General features: G+C 56.2%; 15 protein-coding genes. 10 read left to right on the top strand and 5 right to left on the bottom strand.

The features are described from left to right. Positions 1-286 precede the first annotated feature (286 nt). The 3 genes from ACTQ3V_RS05935 to ACTQ3V_RS05925 are packed head-to-tail and all read right to left on the bottom strand — an operon-like array spanning position 287 to position 1900. On the bottom strand, positions 287-979 hold the full coding sequence (locus ACTQ3V_RS05935; RefSeq protein WP_441466728.1) for an LrgB family protein: 693 nt from the start codon (positions 977-979) through the stop codon (positions 287-289). Next, positions 972-1349 carry a CidA/LrgA family protein gene (locus ACTQ3V_RS05930; protein ID WP_441466727.1) on the bottom strand — a complete coding sequence of 126 codons (378 nt, stop codon included), beginning with the start codon at positions 1347-1349 and terminating at the stop codon, positions 972-974. Before ACTQ3V_RS05930 ends, ACTQ3V_RS05935 begins: the two co-directional genes overlap by 8 nt. Next, positions 1346-1900, bottom strand: coding sequence for a DUF4364 family protein (locus tag ACTQ3V_RS05925; protein WP_441466726.1), 555 nt, complete (start codon positions 1898-1900; stop codon positions 1346-1348). The genes ACTQ3V_RS05930 and ACTQ3V_RS05925 overlap by 4 nt, the downstream gene beginning before the upstream one ends. Positions 1901-2158: 258 nt before the next feature. Here ACTQ3V_RS05925 and ACTQ3V_RS05920 point away from each other — a divergent pair, with 258 nt between their 5' ends. From ACTQ3V_RS05920 to ACTQ3V_RS05880, 9 genes are all read left to right on the top strand, one after another. Next, on the top strand, positions 2159-2758 hold the full coding sequence (locus ACTQ3V_RS05920) for a GNAT family N-acetyltransferase (protein WP_441466725.1): 600 nt from the start codon (positions 2159-2161) through the stop codon (positions 2756-2758). Between the two features lie 21 nt (positions 2759-2779). Continuing rightward, positions 2780-3484 (top strand): JAB domain-containing protein, encoded by a 705-nt coding sequence (locus tag ACTQ3V_RS05915; RefSeq protein WP_441466724.1) that lies wholly within the window; start codon positions 2780-2782, stop codon positions 3482-3484. Positions 3485-3487: 3 nt separating this feature from the next. Continuing rightward, a complete protein-coding gene (uvrB, locus tag ACTQ3V_RS05910; RefSeq protein WP_441466723.1) occupies positions 3488-5446 on the top strand; it encodes an excinuclease ABC subunit UvrB in 1959 nt (652 codons plus the stop codon). Then, complete coding sequence (locus ACTQ3V_RS05905; protein ID WP_441466722.1) at positions 5443-6264, top strand: MBL fold metallo-hydrolase; 822 nt, start codon at positions 5443-5445, stop codon at positions 6262-6264. Before uvrB ends, ACTQ3V_RS05905 begins: the two co-directional genes overlap by 4 nt. Before the next feature lie 62 nt (positions 6265-6326). After that, complete coding sequence (gene uvrA / locus ACTQ3V_RS05900; protein ID WP_441466721.1) at positions 6327-9173, top strand: excinuclease ABC subunit UvrA; 2847 nt, start codon at positions 6327-6329, stop codon at positions 9171-9173. A 132-nt stretch (positions 9174-9305) separates the two neighbouring features. Continuing rightward, the gene (gene recJ, locus ACTQ3V_RS05895; RefSeq protein WP_441466720.1) at positions 9306-11381 is read left to right on the top strand and encodes a single-stranded-DNA-specific exonuclease RecJ; all 2076 of its coding nucleotides are present in this window, start codon (positions 9306-9308) and stop codon (positions 11379-11381) included. A 19-nt stretch (positions 11382-11400) separates the two neighbouring features. After that, a complete protein-coding gene (locus ACTQ3V_RS05890) occupies positions 11401-13584 on the top strand; it encodes a RelA/SpoT family protein (RefSeq protein WP_441466719.1) in 2184 nt (727 codons plus the stop codon). 26 nt (positions 13585-13610) lie between these two features. Next, a complete protein-coding gene (locus ACTQ3V_RS05885) occupies positions 13611-14375 on the top strand; it encodes an HAD family hydrolase (RefSeq protein WP_441466718.1) in 765 nt (254 codons plus the stop codon). Positions 14376-14387: 12 nt separating this feature from the next. Further along, on the top strand, positions 14388-15158 hold the full coding sequence (locus ACTQ3V_RS05880) for a TatD family hydrolase (protein ID WP_441466717.1): 771 nt from the start codon (positions 14388-14390) through the stop codon (positions 15156-15158). Positions 15159-15233: 75 nt separating this feature from the next. Here ACTQ3V_RS05880 and ACTQ3V_RS05875 read toward each other — a convergent pair whose 3' ends face one another. Beyond that, complete coding sequence (locus tag ACTQ3V_RS05875) at positions 15234-15584, bottom strand: DUF4368 domain-containing protein (RefSeq protein ID WP_441466716.1); 351 nt, start codon at positions 15582-15584, stop codon at positions 15234-15236. A gap of 96 nt (positions 15585-15680) precedes the next feature. Between ACTQ3V_RS05875 and ACTQ3V_RS05870 the strand changes: the two genes are divergently transcribed. After that, positions 15681-16556: a DDE-type integrase/transposase/recombinase gene (locus ACTQ3V_RS05870; RefSeq protein WP_441466715.1), complete on the top strand. Its 876-nt coding sequence runs from the start codon at positions 15681-15683 to the stop codon at positions 16554-16556. Here ACTQ3V_RS05870 and ACTQ3V_RS05865 read toward each other — a convergent pair. Then, positions 16506-17348 carry a recombinase zinc beta ribbon domain-containing protein gene (locus ACTQ3V_RS05865; RefSeq protein WP_441466714.1) on the bottom strand — a complete coding sequence of 281 codons (843 nt, stop codon included), beginning with the start codon at positions 17346-17348 and terminating at the stop codon, positions 16506-16508. The two genes, ACTQ3V_RS05870 and ACTQ3V_RS05865, sit on opposite strands and share 51 nt — an antisense overlap. Positions 17349-17821: the final 473 nt, after the last annotated feature.

Genomic DNA, 17821 nt, shown 5'->3' with positions numbered 1-17821 from the left:
ATATGGATATGAACTCTGGATTACTCAATTTGCAGACTAGGTGAAACCCGTGGGCAAAGTGTGGGACGACTAAAAATCTAAGTTCTGTATAGACACGCCTGATAGTGTCTGCGATACACAGTCGGAAAACTGTCACCAGACGAGGCCCGTCACGGCAAGGCTTTCGAGGGCCTGCTGCAGCGCTACTTCGGCTAATAGAAGCTATCAGGAGGGAACCGGATTCGGTTCCCTCTTTTTTGCCAACGATACAAAAGCGGTCTGCTGTTGCAGACCGCTTTTGTTTGTTTTATCCGAAGAATATCGAACCAACCGACACAAGCAGTGCAGTCAGCAGCCCGGCCACACCAATGGCAAGACCGCTCATTGCACCTTCGGTTTCGCCCAGTTCAATGGCACGCGAAGTGCCGACCGCATGGGCAGCGGTACCGATGGACAGGCCCATTTGTACCGGGTTGCGCACACCGATACACTTGAGAAACGTAGGTAACAGGATGGCGCCCACGATACCGGTGAATACCACGGCAATCGCGGTAATTGGCGCCAGACCGCCCAGCATCTCGGAAAGTGCAACGCCAATCGGCGTGGTGACCGATTTGGGAACCAGCGAACGGGTTGTCGCGTCGGACAGACCGAACAGGCGGCAGAACAACAGCACGCTCACGATGGATGTCAGCGAACCGACCAAAGCACCGGCAAGGATGGGAACCAGATTCTTTTTTAGAACATCCAGTTTGCGGTAAATCGGCACGGCGAGCGCCACGGTCGCCGGGGTCAGAAAAAAGGAGATAAGTTGGCCGGCGTTCTCATAGGTCTGGTAGGTGGTGCCGGTCACGACCAGCAGCGCCCCCACCAGTATGGCGGAGATCAGCAGCGGATTGCACAGCGGTGAGCCGGTTTTCTGCTGGATTTTAACGCCCAGCGCATAGCAGCCGATGGATAATGCCATCCAGAAGGTGGAGGAGGAAAACAGATCAGTCATGGTCAAACGCCTCCTCGCTCTCACGGTGCTGCAAACGGAACACGATGTGTACGGTGAATGCAGTGGCCGCGGCAGTGAACAGCGTGGTCAACACGCACACCGCAAGTATCGCCAGAATTTCACTCTTGATTTGTGCGAAAATCTCCAGCACGCCCAAACAGGCGGGAAGAAAGAAAAACGCCATGTTTTGCAGCAGAAAGTCTGCGGAATGTTCGACATGATCCATACGGACCGGGCCGAAAATCAATAGCAGAAGCAGCAGTGTCAGGCCGAGCACATTGCCGGGCAGCGCGCCGTGCAGCAGGATGGATAGCGCGTCGCCTGCGACGCAGCAGGCGATTAGAACGCCCAGTTGCCGAATGTAGTTCAAGGGGTTTCGTCTTCTTTCTCGGTTTCGTAGTCTGCGGTCATGGCGCCCAGAAGGGTCTGGTAGATCGCCTCCGCGTTGTTTTTGAAGGTGCGCTCAAGCATCGCGGCTTGTCCGCGGCTGACCACATCCATCTCGATAGCGAACACCTGCTCCATTTCCATGCGAATGGTCAGGTCGTTGGCGGCGCGCTCAGTCACCGTTGTATGAATCGCGGCATCCCGGCGGATTTGACGCACGACACGCAGCGCCGAGCGCTGTGCGGCTTCGCGCACCGGATAGGGAAGCTGCTTTTCAAACACGCGGATGGCCTCACGGCCCTTGTCAGTAATGTGGTAGGCGGGTTCCCCGTCGCCGGGGACCTCTTCGATGTGGCCGGTCGGCACCATCTCGTAGAAGGCTTCACTTAGCTCAAAATAGCCGAAGCCCTCGTCGCACCAGGTCGTCAGGTCCACGACCGTGCTGAAGCTGACAGGAAAGGGCAGCAAATCCATGGCAAACAGAATGAGAAATTTGATGTCCTCTTTGGAATGGATAAAGCCGTGACGGACCATAATGCGAAGCCTCCTTTGTTGACAAAATCGCTTAAAGTAGTATACCCCAAAAAGTCGGAAAATGCAATCGGCTGAGCGGACAAGGATATAGGTTCCTAAACGGTTGGTGTTTGTTCGTTTTTGCTGGAAAAGCGCACAAAGAACAGACGAACGCATGTACGATTTTTTGGCGATGGAAACGGTAAAAATCGGTTGAACAACAAAGGCACGCGCGGTATAATGAAAAAATGGAAACTATCGCAACGGGAGAGAAATACTATGCCGGAAGTTGTTTTGCGCGTCGCTGCGGAGAGTGATGCGGCCGATATGCTGGCGCTGTACGCGCCGTATGTGCTCCAGACCACGGTATCGAGCGAGTACACGCCGCCGTCGTTGGAGGAGTTCGTCGGACGCATGCGCACCTATGGCGAACGCCTGCCGTGGCTGGTCTGCACGGTAGATGGGGCAGTGGTCGGCTATGGCTACGCTTCGCCGCACCGTACCCGCGCGGCGTATCAGTGGTCGGTTGAGACGTCCATCTATGTTGCGCAGGAATGGCACCGGCACGGTATTGCAGGCGCAATTTACGCGGCGCTGTTTGAGCTGCTGACCATGCAGGGATACTATAATATCTATGTCGGCATCACCTCGCCCAACGAGCGGTCGATGAAGTTCCATAAGGCAATGGGCTTTATCATCTCGGGCGCGTATCAGGAGAGTATGTACAAGTTCGGTCAGTGGCGGGATGTGCTGTGGATGGGAAAAAGCCTGCGTCCGCATGAGGGAGAGCCACAGCCGACCGTCCCGTTCCCCGACATCAAGGACAGTCCGCTGGTTGCCCGTGCGCTGCGGCAGGCGGAGCAGCGGATTCATTTATAAAACACAAAGGAGGCCGGGCGCATGGCGGACAAACTGCATCAAAACCACCGGGAGCGTGTGCTGGAGAAGTTCCGCCGATTCGGGCTGGATGTGTTCAGCGACCACGAGGTGCTCGAACTTTTGCTGTTTTTCGCCATTCCGCGTGTGGATACCAACCCGACTGCACACCGTCTGCTGGCGCGTTTCGGTTCGCTGCACGCGGTGCTCGAAGCGCCGGTCGAGCAGCTTTGCGAGGTGCAGGGCATCGGGCCGCGCTCGGCCGATCTGCTCAAGCTGTCGTTTGCGCTGTGCGCGCGGTATCAGCAGGATGTGGTCAAGAGCGAGCGGCACAGCGACAAGCTCAACAGCTATGAAAAAATCGGAGAGTATTTCATGCCGCAGTTTGCGGGCGAACAGGATGAGGTGCTGCTTGCCGCCTATCTGGACGGGGCGGGGCGTGTCATCAAGTGCGAGGAGATTGCCCGCGGCGGACACGCGCATGTGCCGATGGACGCGTACAAAATTGCAAGCGGTGCGCTGATTTGTCGTGCGGCAGGTGTTGCGGTCGCACATAATCATCCGAACGGGACGGCCACACCGTCCGAAGCGGATATGCTTGCCACGCGTCGGCTTGAGCAGACCCTGTCGGGATTGGGATTGCAGTTGGTTGATCACTGCGTGGTCGCTCGTGGGAAGTACATATCCATTTGCCGGCTGCGTGCCGGTCAGATGGGGCAGAGGAGGTAGGATATGCCGGATTTTCAAATTGTCAGCAACTATAAGATGGCGGGCGATCAGCCGCAAGCGGTCGCAAAGTTGGTCGAGGGGATCAACAATGGCCTGACCGAGCAGACCCTGATGGGTGTAACCGGCTCGGGCAAGACCTTCACCATGGCCAATATTATCGAGCAGACCCAGCGGCCCACGCTGGTGCTCGCGCATAATAAAACGCTCGCCGCGCAGCTCTGCACCGAGCTGCGGGAGTTTTTTCCGAATAACGCGGTCGAGTATTTTGTTTCGTACTATGACTACTATCAGCCCGAGGCATATATCGCCTCGACCGACACCTATATCGAAAAGGATTCGGCCATCAACGATGAAATCGACCGCCTGCGTCACTCCGCGACCTCGGCGCTTTCCGAGCGGCGGGACGTGATTATCGTCTCGTCGGTGTCGTGCATCTACTCGCTGGGCGACCCGATAGATTATAAGAAAATGGTCATTTCGCTGCGTCCCGGCATGGAAATCAGCCGCGAAACGCTCATTCACCGACTTATCGATATCCAGTATGAGCGCAACGACATTGCCTTCGAGCGTAACCGCTTCCGCGTGCGCGGCGACACGGTTGAGATTTGGCCGGTATATTCGGATGAGGATGTGGTGCGCATCGAGTTTTTCGGGGATGAGGTTGACCGCATCAGCCGCATCAATCCGCTGACTGGCGTGGTGTTGGGTGAACTGGGTCACACGGCTATTTTCCCCGCCAGCCACTATGTCACGCCGAAGGATAAATTGCAGGCCGCCATCAAGGATTTGGAGGAGGAGCTGGAGCAGCGTATCCAATATTTCGAGGAAAACGGCAAGTTGATTGAGGCGCAGCGCATCGGTCAGCGCACGCGGTATGATATCGAAATGCTGCAGGAAATCGGCTTTTGCAGCGGCATTGAGAACTATTCGCGCGTGTTGTCGCGCCGCGCGCCGGGAAGCTCGCCGTTTACCCTTATCGACTACTTCCCGGAGGATTTTCTGCTGATTGTGGACGAGAGCCACGTTACGCTCCCGCAGGTGCGCGCCATGTACCACGGTGACCGCGCCCGCAAGGAAAGTTTGGTCGAGAACGGGTTTCGCCTGCCTTCGGCTTATGATAACCGCCCGCTCAACTTCGACGAGTTCAACGAGCGCTTAAACCAGATTGTTTACGTTTCCGCTACGCCCGGCGAGTACGAGCTGTCGCGCTCGGGTCAGGTGGTGGAACAGGTCATCCGCCCGACCGGCTTGCTTGATCCTGAGGTGGTCGTGCGCCCGGTCGAGGGGCAGATTGACGACCTGATTGGCGAAATCAACGCGCGCACCGCCAAGGGCGAGCGTGTGCTGGTCACGACGCTGACCAAAAAGATGGCCGAGGATTTGACCGGCTATCTCGAAACTGCGGGCATCAAGGTGCGCTATATGCACCACGATGTCAAGACCATCGAACGGCAGGAGTTGGTGCGCGATTTGCGGCTGGGCGTATTTGATGTGCTGGTCGGCATCAACCTGCTGCGTGAGGGCCTGGATATCCCGGAGGTGTCGCTCGTCGCCATCCTCGACGCGGACAAGGAGGGCTTTCTGCGTTCCGAGACCTCGCTTATTCAGACCATCGGCCGCGCCGCGCGCAATGAGCACGGTATGGTCGTGCTGTACGCGGACAGCATCACGCCCTCGATGCGCCGCGCGATGGACGAGACCGAGCGCCGCCGCGCCTTGCAGGATGCGTTTAACAAAAAACATGGTATCACCCCCAAATCAGTCAAAAAGAAGGTGCAGGACGTTATCGAAATCACGTCCAATGTACCGACGAGCAGCAAGAAGAAGCTGCGCACCAAGGGCGAAAGACAGCAGGAGATTGCCCGCCTGACCCGCCAGATGAAGGAAGCGGCCAAGATGCTGGAATTCGAGATTGCCGCGCAGCTGCGTGACCAGATTCGCGCGCTGGAGGAAGGAAAATGAGGATTTTCACACTCATGGAGAATACTGCGTGCGCGCCGGAGTATGCCTGTGAGCACGGGCTGAGCTTTTGTATCGAAACGGGCGGCCGCAAGCTGCTGTTTGATATGGGGCAGAGTGATTTGTTCGTGAAAAACGCCTGCGCACTCGGCATCGACCTGTCCGAGGTAGACATGGCCTTTGTCTCGCACGGGCATTATGACCACGGCGGCGGACTGGCGGCATTTTTGGAAATCAACGACCATGCGCCTGTTTATGTGCACGAAAAGGCGTTTGCGCCGCACTTTTCCCGCAAACCGGAGGGCATCAAGGACATCGGACTGGACACGGCGCTGGCGGAGAATCCGCGTCTGCGGCGCGTCAGTGGCGTGACGCAGATAGACAGATGCCTGACGCTGTTTTCCGATATCACGGGAAAGGACTGTGTGCCAACTGGCAACCGCACGCTGTACGAGCGGGAAAACGGACAGTTTGTTCCCGACCGTTTTACCCATGAGCAAAGTTTGATCGTGCGCGAAGGGGATACGGCGGTGCTGTTTACGGGCTGTGCGCACCGAGGCGTTATCAATATCTGCGCACGGGCAAAGGAACTGCTCGGCCGCGACCCGGATGTCGTTATCGGCGGCATGCACCTGTTCAGCCCCTCGACCGGCAAAAGCGAGCCGGATGAAAATATCCGCGTGGTTGCCGCGCGGCTCGCGGAGACGGAAAGCCGCTACTATACCTGTCACTGCACCGGCCCGCACGCCTATGACGTGTTGCGGGAAACGCTCGGCGAGCGCATCGCGTTTTTGCCCGCGGGCAGTATGATAGAAGTCTGAATGAGACATGCTATCAGGATAAAGAAACCCGAAACAAAAGTGAGGATGAAGCAGAGAAAGCTATGCACGAATATATTCATGTCAAGGGTGCGCGTGAGCACAACCTGAAAAACATTGATATCAAGATTCCGCGCGATAAGCTGGTGGTGCTGACCGGTCTGTCCGGATCGGGCAAGTCGTCGCTGGCGTTTGACACCATCTATGCCGAGGGTCAGCGCCGCTATGTCGAGTCGCTGTCCAGCTACGCGCGGCAGTTTTTAGGGCAGATGGACAAGCCGGACGTGGACTACATCGACGGCCTGTCGCCCGCGATTTCGATTGACCAGAAAACCACCTCGCAGAACCCGCGTTCCACGGTCGGCACGGTCACGGAGATTTACGATTACATGCGTCTGCTCTGGGCGCGCATCGGCACGCCGCACTGTCCGAAGTGCGGCAAGGAAATCCATCAGCAGACCATCGACCAAATCATCGATCGGCTGATGATGCTCGAGGAGAAAACGCGCGTGCAGATTCTCGCACCGGTCATCCGCGGCAAAAAGGGCGAGCACGTCAAGGTGCTTGAGGACGCCAGACGGCAGGGCTATGTCCGCGTGCGGGTGGATGGCGAAATGCGCGACCTGTCCGAGGAGATTAAGCTGCAAAAGACCAAAAAGCACAACATTGAGATAGTCGTCGACCGCATTGCCATCCGCGCGGATGTACGCAGCCGCTTGACCGATTCGGTCGAGACGGCGGCGGCGTTGTCGGGTGGTCTGGTGATTGCGGACGTGGTCGACGGCGAGCCCATTACCTTTTCGCAGAACTATGCCTGCGAGGACTGCGGCATTTCCATTGAGGAACTTACCCCGCGCATGTTCTCGTTCAACAATCCCTACGGCGCGTGTCCGGTGTGTACGGGACTCGGCATGCAGATGCGCGTCGACCCGGATCGTATTCTGCCCAACCGCAAGCTGTCCATCCGCAAGGGCGCCATCCGCGCCTCGGGCTGGAGCAGCGCCGAGCCGGGTACGATTGCGGGCATGTACTTTACCGCTCTGGGCAAAAAGCACGGCTTTACGCTTGACACCCCAATCGAGGAGATGAGCGACGCGGCGGTACACGAGCTGCTGTACGGCACGGGTGACGAGCCGCTGGAGCTGTCGGTTAGCCGCGTGTCGGGCGGCGTGATGCGCCAGCCGTTTGAGGGCATTGTGGTCAATCTGGAACGCCGCTACAAGGAAACCTCGAGCGACTATGCACGCAGCGAAATCGAAGAGTGCATGAGCGAAATCCCCTGTCCCGCGTGCCACGGCCGCCGCCTGCGGCCCGAGGTGCTGGCGGTCACGGTCGGCGGACTGAATATCGCGGAGTTTTCCGAAAAGTCGGTCGTCAAGGCGATGGAATTTTTGCATACCTTGCAGTTGACCGAGATGCAGCACAAAATCGGTGACCGCGTTATCAAAGAAATTATGGACCGATTGGGCTTTTTGCAGTCGGTCGGTTTGGAATACCTGACGCTTTCGCGCTCGTCCGGCACGCTGTCGGGCGGCGAGAGCCAGCGCATCCGGCTTGCCACCCAAATTGGTTCGTCGCTGATGGGTGTGCTGTATATTCTGGATGAGCCGTCCATCGGCCTGCACCAGCGCGACAATGACAAGCTGCTTGCCACCCTGAAGCGTCTGCGCGACCTCGGCAACACGCTGATTGTGGTCGAGCACGACGAGGATACCATGCTTGCAGCTGACTACATTGTGGATATCGGTCCGGGCGCGGGACGAGGTGGCGGCGAGGTCGTGTTCGAGGGCCGGGTGGACGATTTGCTGAAAAGCGAAACCTCCATCACCGGACAGTATCTTTCCGGCCGCAAGTTCATTCCGGTGCCTGCGGTGCGCCGCAAGGGCAACGGTAAAAAACTGACGGTCAAGGGCTGCGCGGTCAACAACCTAAAGCATACGGACTTTACCATTCCGCTTGGCACGTTTACCTGCGTGACCGGCGTGTCCGGTTCGGGAAAATCGTCATTTGTCAATGAGATTCTTTATAAAAAACTCGCCGCCGAGCTCAACGGCGCCAAGACGCGCGCGGGCGCGCACGATAAATTTATCGGCCTTTCTCATCTTGATAAGGTCATCGATATCAACCAGTCGCCCATCGGGCGCACGCCGCGTTCCAACCCCGCGACCTATACGGGTGTGTTCAACGATATCCGCGACCTGTTCGCCAAAACAGCGGACGCTAAGGCGCGCGGCTACGGGCCGAGCCGGTTTTCCTTTAACGTCAAGGGCGGACGGTGCGAGGCCTGTGCGGGCGACGGTCTATTAAAAATCGAGATGCACTTTTTGCCGGATGTGTATGTGCCCTGCGATGTGTGCAAGGGCAAGCGGTACAACAAGGAAACGCTCGAGGTGCGCTACAAGGGCAAGAATATCTATGAAGTGCTCGATATGACGGTGGACGAAGCGTGCGAGTTTTTCGCCAATGTTCCTAAAATTGCCAGACGACTGGAGACCATGCGTGAGGTTGGTCTGGGGTATGTCAAACTCGGCCAGTCATCCACCACGCTGTCGGGCGGTGAAGCGCAGCGCGCCAAGCTCGCCACCGAGCTTTCCAAGCGCTCGACCGGAAAGACCATCTATATCCTTGACGAGCCGACCACCGGCCTGCATGTTGCGGATGTGCACAAGCTGGTCGATGTGCTGCAAAAGCTGGTCGATGCGGGCAATACCGTGGTCGTTATCGAGCATAATCTGGACGTGATCAAAACCGCGGATTATATCCTTGACCTCGGTCCGGAAGGCGGCGACGGCGGCGGTCGACTGGTTGTGGCCGGCACGCCGGAGGAGGTCGCAGCCTGCCCGGATTCCTACACCGGACAGTACCTCGGACGGGTATTGGAGCGGCAAAATACGGCGAAAACAGAAGAATAAAGCGGCTTTTTGCGCGAAAAAAGCGGGCATTTCCCTGTGAAATGCCCGCTTTTGACAATTTGCATAAAAATGTTGAGCTTTGTGGCGTGTTTTGGTATAATAATGGTAATATAAAATAAATGAGGGAGACATATGAAAACAAAGCGATGGGTGATCGCCGACCCTGCCGAGGCGCGCGTGTGCGCGCTATCCGACGAGGGCGGGTATGCCCCGCTGGCTGCAGCCGTTCTGGTGGCGCGCGGCATCGACACGCCCGAAGCCGCAGCCGATTACCTGAGCTGTGACACATCCGGTCTGTACGACCCGTTTCTGCTGACGGATATGGACAAAGCTGTCGCGGTCATACGAGGCGCAATCGCGCGCGGCGAGCATATTGTGGTATACGGTGACTACGATGTGGATGGCGTGACCGCCACCTGCACACTGGTGGATTATCTGCGCAGCTGCGGCGCGGCCTGCGAATATTACATCCCCAACCGTCTGCGCGAGGGCTACGGTCTGTCCCGCGCGGCGATGGAGGAGCTGTATGAGAAGGGGACTCGTCTGCTCATCACGGTCGACTCCGGCATCACCGCTGGCGAGGAGATTGCGGTCGCGCGTGAGCTTGGCATGCAGGTGGTCATCACTGACCACCATGAGTGCCACGACGTACTGCCCGCAGCGGACGCGGTGATTGATTACAAGCGGCCGGATTGCACTTATCCGTTTGACAGCCTTGCCGGTGTGGGTGTGGCGTTCAAGCTGATTTGCGCGCTCGAAGGCAACGCGGAAACCGTACTTGAGCGATACGCCGATCTGGTGGCGCTGGGCACGGTCGCAGACGTAATGCCCATCACGGGTGAAAACCGTATTATCGTGGCGGCGGGCCTGAAGAAAATGGCCGCGACCGGAAACGTCGGTCTGGAGATGCTGCTGCGCGAGGCGGGGATGAAACACAGGCGACTGACCTCGTCTACCATCAGCTTTGTGCTGGCACCGCGTATCAACGCGGCGGGCCGTATGGGGCGCGCGGAGCTTGCCGCCGAGTTGTTTCTCACGCACGACCCGGTGCGGGCACAGTCTCTTGCCGCGCAGCTTTGCGAGCAGAACAAGCTGCGGCAGAATGAGGAAAACCAGATTTTAACGCAGGCGCTTGCCCGTCTGCGCAAGGAATACAATCCCCTTGAGGATAAAATCATCGTGCTGGCGGAAAAAGGCTGGCACCATGGCGTAATCGGCATTGTCTGTTCGCGCCTGTGCGATCGGTACGGCTGTCCGGTTGTGCTGATTTCACTCGATGAGGACGGCACGGGCAAAGGCTCGGGCCGCTCGGTGGGCGGGTTTAACCTGTTCGACGCGCTGACCTCGTGCGAGGACTTGCTCGAGCGCTACGGCGGGCACGCGCTGGCCGCGGGTCTGACCGTGGATGCGGATAAGGTGGATACGCTGCGCGAGCGGCTGCGCGCCTATGCCGAAACGCACGTTACCATGGCGGAATTGGTGCCGCAATTGCACATCGACTGCATGGTGCGCCCCGAATGGCTGACCGAGGAGAATATCCAGGCGCTGAACGTCCTCGAGCCGTATGGCATGCGTAACGCCGAGCCGGTGTTCTGCATGAAGGACATGGTGGCGGAGGATATCACGCCCATTTCGTCCGACCGGCATGTGCGCATGACGCTGGTGAAAGATGGCGTGCGCTTTTCCGCAATCTGGTTCGGCACGGGCGCAGGCGGACTCGGCTTTGTCGAGGGCAACTACGTCGACGCTGCTTTTCATTTGGAAATTAACGAGTTTCGCGGCCGCCGCACGGTGCAGCTGACGCTGTGCGACGCGCAGCTGAGCGACTGCGAGCATCTGGCGGACCAGAAGCTGCTCAATGTGTACAATACCTATATGGCCGATGGGCCGCTGACCGCGCGCGAGGCGCGCCTGCTGCTGCCCGACCGCAAGGATTTGGTGGCGGTGTGGCGGCATATCGTGTGCCGCGCGGAGGACGGCCGTTTGTCCGTGCCGGATGGTGCGCTTTCGCGCCGCGTGGCGTGGGAGAGCCGCCGTGATATCAACATCGGCAAGCTGTTTGTCTGTCTGGACGTGTTTTCCGAGTCCGGGCTGATCAGCTATCATTTCAAGGAAGGGATGCTTAACATCCTGCTCAAGCCTTACGAGGGTAAGGCGGATATATCCGGTTCGGTCGTTCTGGCCACGCTGCAAAGCATGGCGGGCTAACGGAATGGGGGAACGAAGTATGCAAAACAAACTGGATTTTTTAATCGAGCGCGTGCAAAAACAAAATCCGCAGGCCAATGTCCGCAAAATCCGTGCGGCGTATGAGTGCGCGGCTGCCGCGCATGAGGGGCAAAAACGCAAAAACGGCGAGCCGTATATCATCCATCCGGTTTCGGTTGCGGAGATTGTGGTCGAGATGGGGCTGGACACCGACTCGATTTGCGCAGCGCTGCTGCATGACTGCATCGAGGATACCAACTTCGGCTACAAGGAAATCGAAAATAAATTCGGCACGCCGGTTGCCGAACTGGTTGACGGCGTTACCCGTCTGGGCATGCTGCGCTATTCCAAGGAGCAGGAGCAGTTCGAGGACCTACGCAAGATGTTCCTCGCCATGGCGAAGGATATCCGCGTCATTCTCATCAAGCTGGCCGACCGCCTGCACAACGCGCGTACCTTCCAGTACCTGCCCGAGCGCAAACAGCGCGACAAGGCGCTGGAAACCATGGAGATTTATGCGCCGATTGCCCATCGTCTGGGCATGAGCCGCATCAAGTGGGAGCTGGAGGACCTCTCGCTCAAAATCCTCGACCCCATCGGCTACAATGAGATTGTCGAGGGCCTGAAAAAGCAGAGCGAGCAGCAGGAGGAGTTCCTCAAGGGGATTCAGGAGCGCATCAGCGCTAAGCTGGCGGAGGCGCATATCAAAAACACGATTTCGGCGCGTGTCAAGCACATTTATTCGATTTACCGCAAGATGTACGCCCAGCATAAAACAATCGACGAGATTTACGACATTTGCGCGGTGCGCGTGATTGTGGATACCGTCGCGGACTGCTACAATGTGCTCGGCTATGTGCATGACCTCTATAAGCCGATTCCCGGGCGTTTCAAGGACTATATCTCGACACCCAAGCCCAACGGCTACCAGTCGCTGCACACGACGGTTATCGGACGGGCGGGCGTGCCGTTTGAGATCCAGATTCGCACCACCGAAATGCACAAAATGGCGGAATACGGCGTGGCGGCGCACTGGAAATACAAGCAGGGCTTGACCAAAAAGGGCAATGAGGAAGCCTTCGCATGGATTCGCCAGCTGCTCGAAGCGCAGCAGGACACCGAGGCCGAGGACTTCATCAAGAACATCAAGGTCGATTTGTTTGCCGACGAGGTGTTCGTCTTTACGCCCAAGGGCGACGTGGTGAACATGCCCGCGGGCGCGACCCCGATTGACCTTGCCTACGCCATTCACTCGGCGGTCGGCAACCGTATGACGGGCTGCAAAATCAACGGCCGCATCGCGCCGATTGACAGCCAGCTGAAAAACGGCGATATTGTCGAAATTCTGACCTCCAAGGAGGCGCACGGGCCGAGCCGAGACTGGCTGAAAATCGTCAAGACCACCGAGGCGCGCAATAAGATTAAGCAGTGGTTCAAAAAAGAGTGCCGCGAGGAGAATATCATCAACGGCCGCGAGGATCTTGACCGCGAGCTGCGTGCCAATCTCTTGTATAACGGCTTTTATGAGAACGAGGAAGTGCGCAAGAACACGCTTAACAAGTTCTCCTTCAATACGCTCGATGAGCTGTATGCTGCTATCGGCTACGGCGGCATCACACTGACCAAGGTCATCAACAAGGTGAAGGACGATGTCGGCAAGCTGCGCCGTCAGCGAGAGCTGGCCGAGCGCGCGGCGCATCCCCAGCCTGAGCAGCCGCCCAAGCGCGTCACCCGTTCCACGACCGGCGTGGTGGTTGAAGGCATCGACAACTGTCTGGTCAAGTTTGCGCGCTGCTGCACGCCGATTCCGGGCGATGAAATCGTCGGCTTTGTTACGCGCGGCTACGGCGTGTCTATCCATCGGTGCGACTGTGTGAACGTCCATATACAGGAGGACCCGGATCGCTGGGTGCGCGCATGGTGGGATGAGGATTTGTCTATTGCCGACCGCACCAATCGATTCTCCACCGGCTTGCAGATTTCCACGCGCAGCCGTATCGGTGTGCTGAGCGACGTGACCACAGTGCTTGCCGCCTGCAAAATCAATGTGCATGAGATTTCCGCGCGCGATCTTAACGACGGCTACGGCGTCATCAACGCGATGGTGGACGTGGCCGGCGTGCATCAGCTTGACAACCTCATCAGCCGTCTGCGCTCGATTAAGGGCGTGGTGGACGTGACGCGCACGGTGGACACCAACTGACCAATTCAAACCCAAAAGGAACAACCATGCAGAAGAAATATTTCTTTTTTGATATCGATGGCACGCTGAGCGTCGGGCAGACTATGGTTATGCCGCAGAGCGCGGTGCGCTGTCTGGAACAGCTGCGCGCCAATGGGCATTTCACCGCGCTTGCTACCGGCCGCTTACAGGCGTCGGCGGCGGGATTTGCCGCGCAGCACGGTTTTACAGATTTCGTCGCGGATGGCGGGTACAGTCTGACCGTTGGCGGTGAGATCATAGAGATGAAAAGCCTGCCAACCGCGGACTGTATCGCGCTGATTGACCGTCTGGAAGCGGCAGGCATCCCGTGGGCGGTCACGCCGGTAAACGAGAGCATCTGCGTGACGAGCGATAAACGCTATCTGGATGTTGCGCCGCCCGAATATTTTCCGACACGATATGAGCCGGCGTTCGATTACCGGACGTTACAGGTGCTGTATAAGGTCAACATCGCGTGCACAGCGGAGCAGGAGCGCGATATTGATTGCGGTACGCTGCCAAGTGTGCGGTACAATCGCGATATCCTACTCATTGAGCCAACCGAAAAGCAAAACGGCATCCGCCGCATGGTGGAGCGGCTTGGTATTCCGAATGAGGATGTGGTCATCTTTGGAGACGGCACAAACGATGTGTGTATGTTCGGACAGGGCTGGTTTTCGGTCGCGATGGGCAACGCGCACGACGCGCTCAAGCGCATGGCGGATTATGTGACCGACCCGGTCGACCGGGATGGCCTGTGGAATGCTTGCCGCCATTTCGGATGGATTTAAGGAGAGACGTACATGCTGTTTGATACCCATGCACATTACGATGATAAGCGCTTTGACGAGGACCGCGACGCGCTTTTGTCCGCTATGCCGGAGCACAACGTCGGGTTGATTCTCAATCCGGGCTGTGATGTGGAGACTTCACGCAAGGCAGTAAGCTATGCACAAAAATACCCGTTTGTCTACGCTGCAGTCGGTATTCATCCGGAAAATATCAACGAAAACTGGAATAATGACCTTGTGGTCATTAAACAATTGGCTGAGACCGAGCCGCGTGTGCGCGCCATCGGGGAGATTGGGCTGGACTATTATTGGGAAAAGGACGAGCACGCCCGTGCGCGTCAGCAGGTCGTATTTGCGCATCAGATGGAACTGGCGCGTGAGCTGGACAAGCCGGTAATTGTGCATGACCGTGACGCACATGCGGACTGTTTGGAGATTGCGCGGCGGTACGCCGGCGTGCGGGGCGTGTTCCACTGTTTTGCGGGCAGTACCCAGATGGCACATGACCTGCTGGACTTAGGTTATTATCTCTCGTTTACAGGTGTAATTACCTTCAAGAACGCACGCCGCGCAATTGAGGTGATCCGTGAGGTACCGCTGGAGCGACTGATGGTGGAGACGGATGCACCCTACATGGCGCCTGAGCCGTTCCGAGGGCGGCGTAATTCGTCACTGTATGTTTATCGTATGGCTGAAACGATTGCGCAGATTAAGGAAGTCGATGTCAGCGAGGTGGAGCGTATAACCACCGAAAACGGCAAGCGACTGTTTGGCATTGACTGATGCAGAAAAAGACATAAAAAAGCCCGCCATTAGCGGCGGTGAATTAGGAAAACAGCAAAGTAAGGAATGGTATAGTCAAACGGCTATACCATTCTTTTCTGTTTTAGCAGTTTTTGTTTTGGTCATTGCGTGTTCAAAATCAAATGCACCAATAAAATTATAAACGATTTTGATCTTCCGTGTTTTCGTTTGCTTATCCATCTGGGAAACTTCAATATGGTCTATAAACTCCCTAAGAACGGAAGCGGTGAGCTGTTGCATATCGGTATACTTTCTAACCGCCGCAATAAACTGCCGAATATTGACTTTTTGCTGTTCCTGCTTTTTGATTTCCTGTCGAAGCGTCTCGACAATATTCGTAAGGTTCGTTTGTTCCAGCTCATAGTCACGGGATAGCTTAATAAAACGTGTAGAAGTACAATACATCTTGGACAGTTGAATAAAAAAGGATGAAGGATAGAGCCTCATCGGTTAAAGTTGAGTTGCGACACTTAACTTGACGAAAAGGGGGCCATATCCTTCATGAGCAAGAGTATAACACAGGACATGGCGTATCGGCAATCTCTAATGAAGTACGCAGAGAAATACGGCGTCAGTCGCGCCAGCCGGAAGTACAACAAAAGCCGGTCGTACATTTACTTCTGGAAAGCTCGATGGGATGGCACGGTGAAATCTCTGTCCTGCCAGTCCCGGCGGCCGCACGGCCATCCCAATCAGCACACAGATGCAGAACTGAAACTAATCCGCAATATGCGCCGCCGCAATCCAGATCTGGGCATGGTGGAGCTGTGGCACCGACTGCGGCTACGGGGTTATACTCGCCGTCCGGAGAGCTTGTTCCGATTCATGCGCAAATTGGGCCTATTTCCTGCTGTTTCAAAGAAAAAAGTGTATAAACCAAAGCCTTACGAGCAGATGACCTATCCAGGTCAGCGTGTTCAAGTGGATGTGAAGGTGGTGCCCCGCAAATGCATTGCAGACTCGCAATTCCGCCTCTACCAGTACACCGCCATTGACGAGTTTACCCGCCTGAGATTTCTGGCTGCTTACCCAGAGCAGAGCACCTATTCCTCTGCCGACTTCCTGAAAAAGTTGCTCAAGTGGTATGCCCGCCGAGGCATTCAGGTGGAATGCGTCCAGACGGACAATGGTTTTGAGTTCACCAACCGCTTTTCCAACAGCAAACGGAATCTGCCCACCCTGTTTGAGACTATCGCCGCTGCGTTAGGTGTCCGGCATAAACTCATTCGCCCTTACACCCCCGCCACAACGGCAAGGTGGAGCGTAGTCACAGGGAGGATCAAAAGCGTTTTTATTCTTCCCACTGCTTTTACTCCCTTAAAGACTTCACAAGACAGCTTGCCGTCCATAATCGCCGCTCGAGCAACTTTCCCATGAGGCCTCTGAGTTGGCTATCTCCTTTAGAGTTCTCTGTCCAATATGTTTGACAAACCTACAATAGTCACGGGATAGCTTAATAAAACGCTCGTCAGAGAGTTTTCCGGAAATATTATCCTCATATAGCCGCTTTATGATAACATCCAGTTCGACAATGCGTTTTTGTGATCGGCTTAGGTCGTCTCTTTTCTGTACGAGTTCCTTGTTTTGTTCCCTTAGACTTTGGTCTGCTGCCTGCTGGATAAAATCGTCCTCATACTGTGACACATAGGCAATCGCTTCCCGCAAATTACGCAGTACAATTTCCTCAAGGACAACGCGCCGGATAGAATGTGTTGTGCACAAAGCACGGTCTTTCCGGTAAGTAGAGCAAAGATAGTATTCCTGTTCCGGCTTGTAACGGTTTGCCCGGCACAGATACATTTTACCGCCGCAATCCGCACAGAACAGCAGGTCGGAGAACATCCCCATGTCGCCCATTCTGGTGGGGCGGCAGCGGCCTTGCCGAATTTTCTGCACAATCAGGAACACGCTTTCCTCAATGATCGGTTCTTGTGTATTCTCAAAGATTACCCACTCGGACGGGTCGTTCCACAGTTTTTTCTTACTTTTGAATGATTGCTTGTGGGTTTTGAAGTTTACCGTATGTCCTAAGTATTCCAGCTTTTCCAGAATACGAGAAACCGTCTCGTTTGACCATTTATAAGGATGAACCGGGGGCTTGTTTGCAGTTGGCAGCCCTTTTGCGTGTGCGTAAGCGGCAGGGTCAATACCCTGTTCTCTTGCAGCCATCGGGCAATCTGGCTCGGCCCCATGCCGGAAACACACAAGGCAAAAATCTTCTGGACAACGGCTGCGGCTTGCTCGTCAATAACCCACTTCTTTTTGTTGTCCGGGTCTTTCTTATACCCGTAAGGCGGGATAGTCGCAAGGTGTTCACCGGAACGTCCTTTGGATTGCCATGTTGCCCGGATTTTTTTGCTGGTGTCCTTGGCATACATTTCGTTAAATACGTTGCGGATGGCGGTAAACTCACTGTCCCCACGCACACTGTCCACACCGTCATTGACGGCGATAAAGTGAACACCATACTCTGGGAACATCATTTCGCTAATATAGACAAGGGCACAAAAGGATAAGGTACGGCGGGGGTTAGCCCGTCAGATTTTCCATTCGATTTCTACCTTTTCGTTTGTCGCCCGGATAACGGTTATCAATGCGTCCACCACCTGCCGCTTGTCCTCGAAGCTGACATTCTCCCAGTC

Source organism: Candidatus Agathobaculum pullicola, assembly GCF_052117205.1.
In the GTDB taxonomy this organism is placed as follows: domain Bacteria; phylum Bacillota; class Clostridia; order Oscillospirales; family Butyricicoccaceae; genus Agathobaculum; species Agathobaculum pullicola.
Note: the sequence above shows the minus strand (reverse complement) of the source record. Positions and strands in the feature narration are given on the sequence as shown.

Excerpts from the sequence above, each read along its gene's own strand:
- ACTQ3V_RS05885 (WP_441466718.1), top strand. The coding sequence starts at position 13,611 with ATGCAGAAGAAATATTTCTTTTTTGATATCGATGGCACGCTGAGCGTC.
- ACTQ3V_RS05920 (WP_441466725.1), top strand. The coding sequence starts at position 2,159 with ATGCCGGAAGTTGTTTTGCGCGTCGCTGCGGAGAGTGATGCGGCCGAT.
- ACTQ3V_RS05870 (WP_441466715.1), top strand. The coding sequence starts at position 15,681 with ATGAGCAAGAGTATAACACAGGACATGGCGTATCGGCAATCTCTAATG.
- ACTQ3V_RS05865 (WP_441466714.1), bottom strand. The coding sequence starts at position 17,348 with ATGGCTGCAAGAGAACAGGGTATTGACCCTGCCGCTTACGCACACGCA.
- ACTQ3V_RS05875 (WP_441466716.1), bottom strand. The coding sequence starts at position 15,584 with ATGTATTGTACTTCTACACGTTTTATTAAGCTATCCCGTGACTATGAG.
- ACTQ3V_RS05880 (WP_441466717.1), top strand. The coding sequence starts at position 14,388 with ATGCTGTTTGATACCCATGCACATTACGATGATAAGCGCTTTGACGAG.
- recJ (WP_441466720.1), top strand. The coding sequence starts at position 9,306 with ATGAAAACAAAGCGATGGGTGATCGCCGACCCTGCCGAGGCGCGCGTG.
- ACTQ3V_RS05935 (WP_441466728.1), bottom strand. The coding sequence starts at position 979 with ATGACTGATCTGTTTTCCTCCTCCACCTTCTGGATGGCATTATCCATC.
- uvrA (WP_441466721.1), top strand. The coding sequence starts at position 6,327 with ATGCACGAATATATTCATGTCAAGGGTGCGCGTGAGCACAACCTGAAA.
- ACTQ3V_RS05905 (WP_441466722.1), top strand. The coding sequence starts at position 5,443 with ATGAGGATTTTCACACTCATGGAGAATACTGCGTGCGCGCCGGAGTAT.
- ACTQ3V_RS05925 (WP_441466726.1), bottom strand. The coding sequence starts at position 1,900 with ATGGTCCGTCACGGCTTTATCCATTCCAAAGAGGACATCAAATTTCTC.
- ACTQ3V_RS05890 (WP_441466719.1), top strand. The coding sequence starts at position 11,401 with ATGCAAAACAAACTGGATTTTTTAATCGAGCGCGTGCAAAAACAAAAT.
- ACTQ3V_RS05915 (WP_441466724.1), top strand. The coding sequence starts at position 2,780 with ATGGCGGACAAACTGCATCAAAACCACCGGGAGCGTGTGCTGGAGAAG.
- uvrB (WP_441466723.1), top strand. The coding sequence starts at position 3,488 with ATGCCGGATTTTCAAATTGTCAGCAACTATAAGATGGCGGGCGATCAG.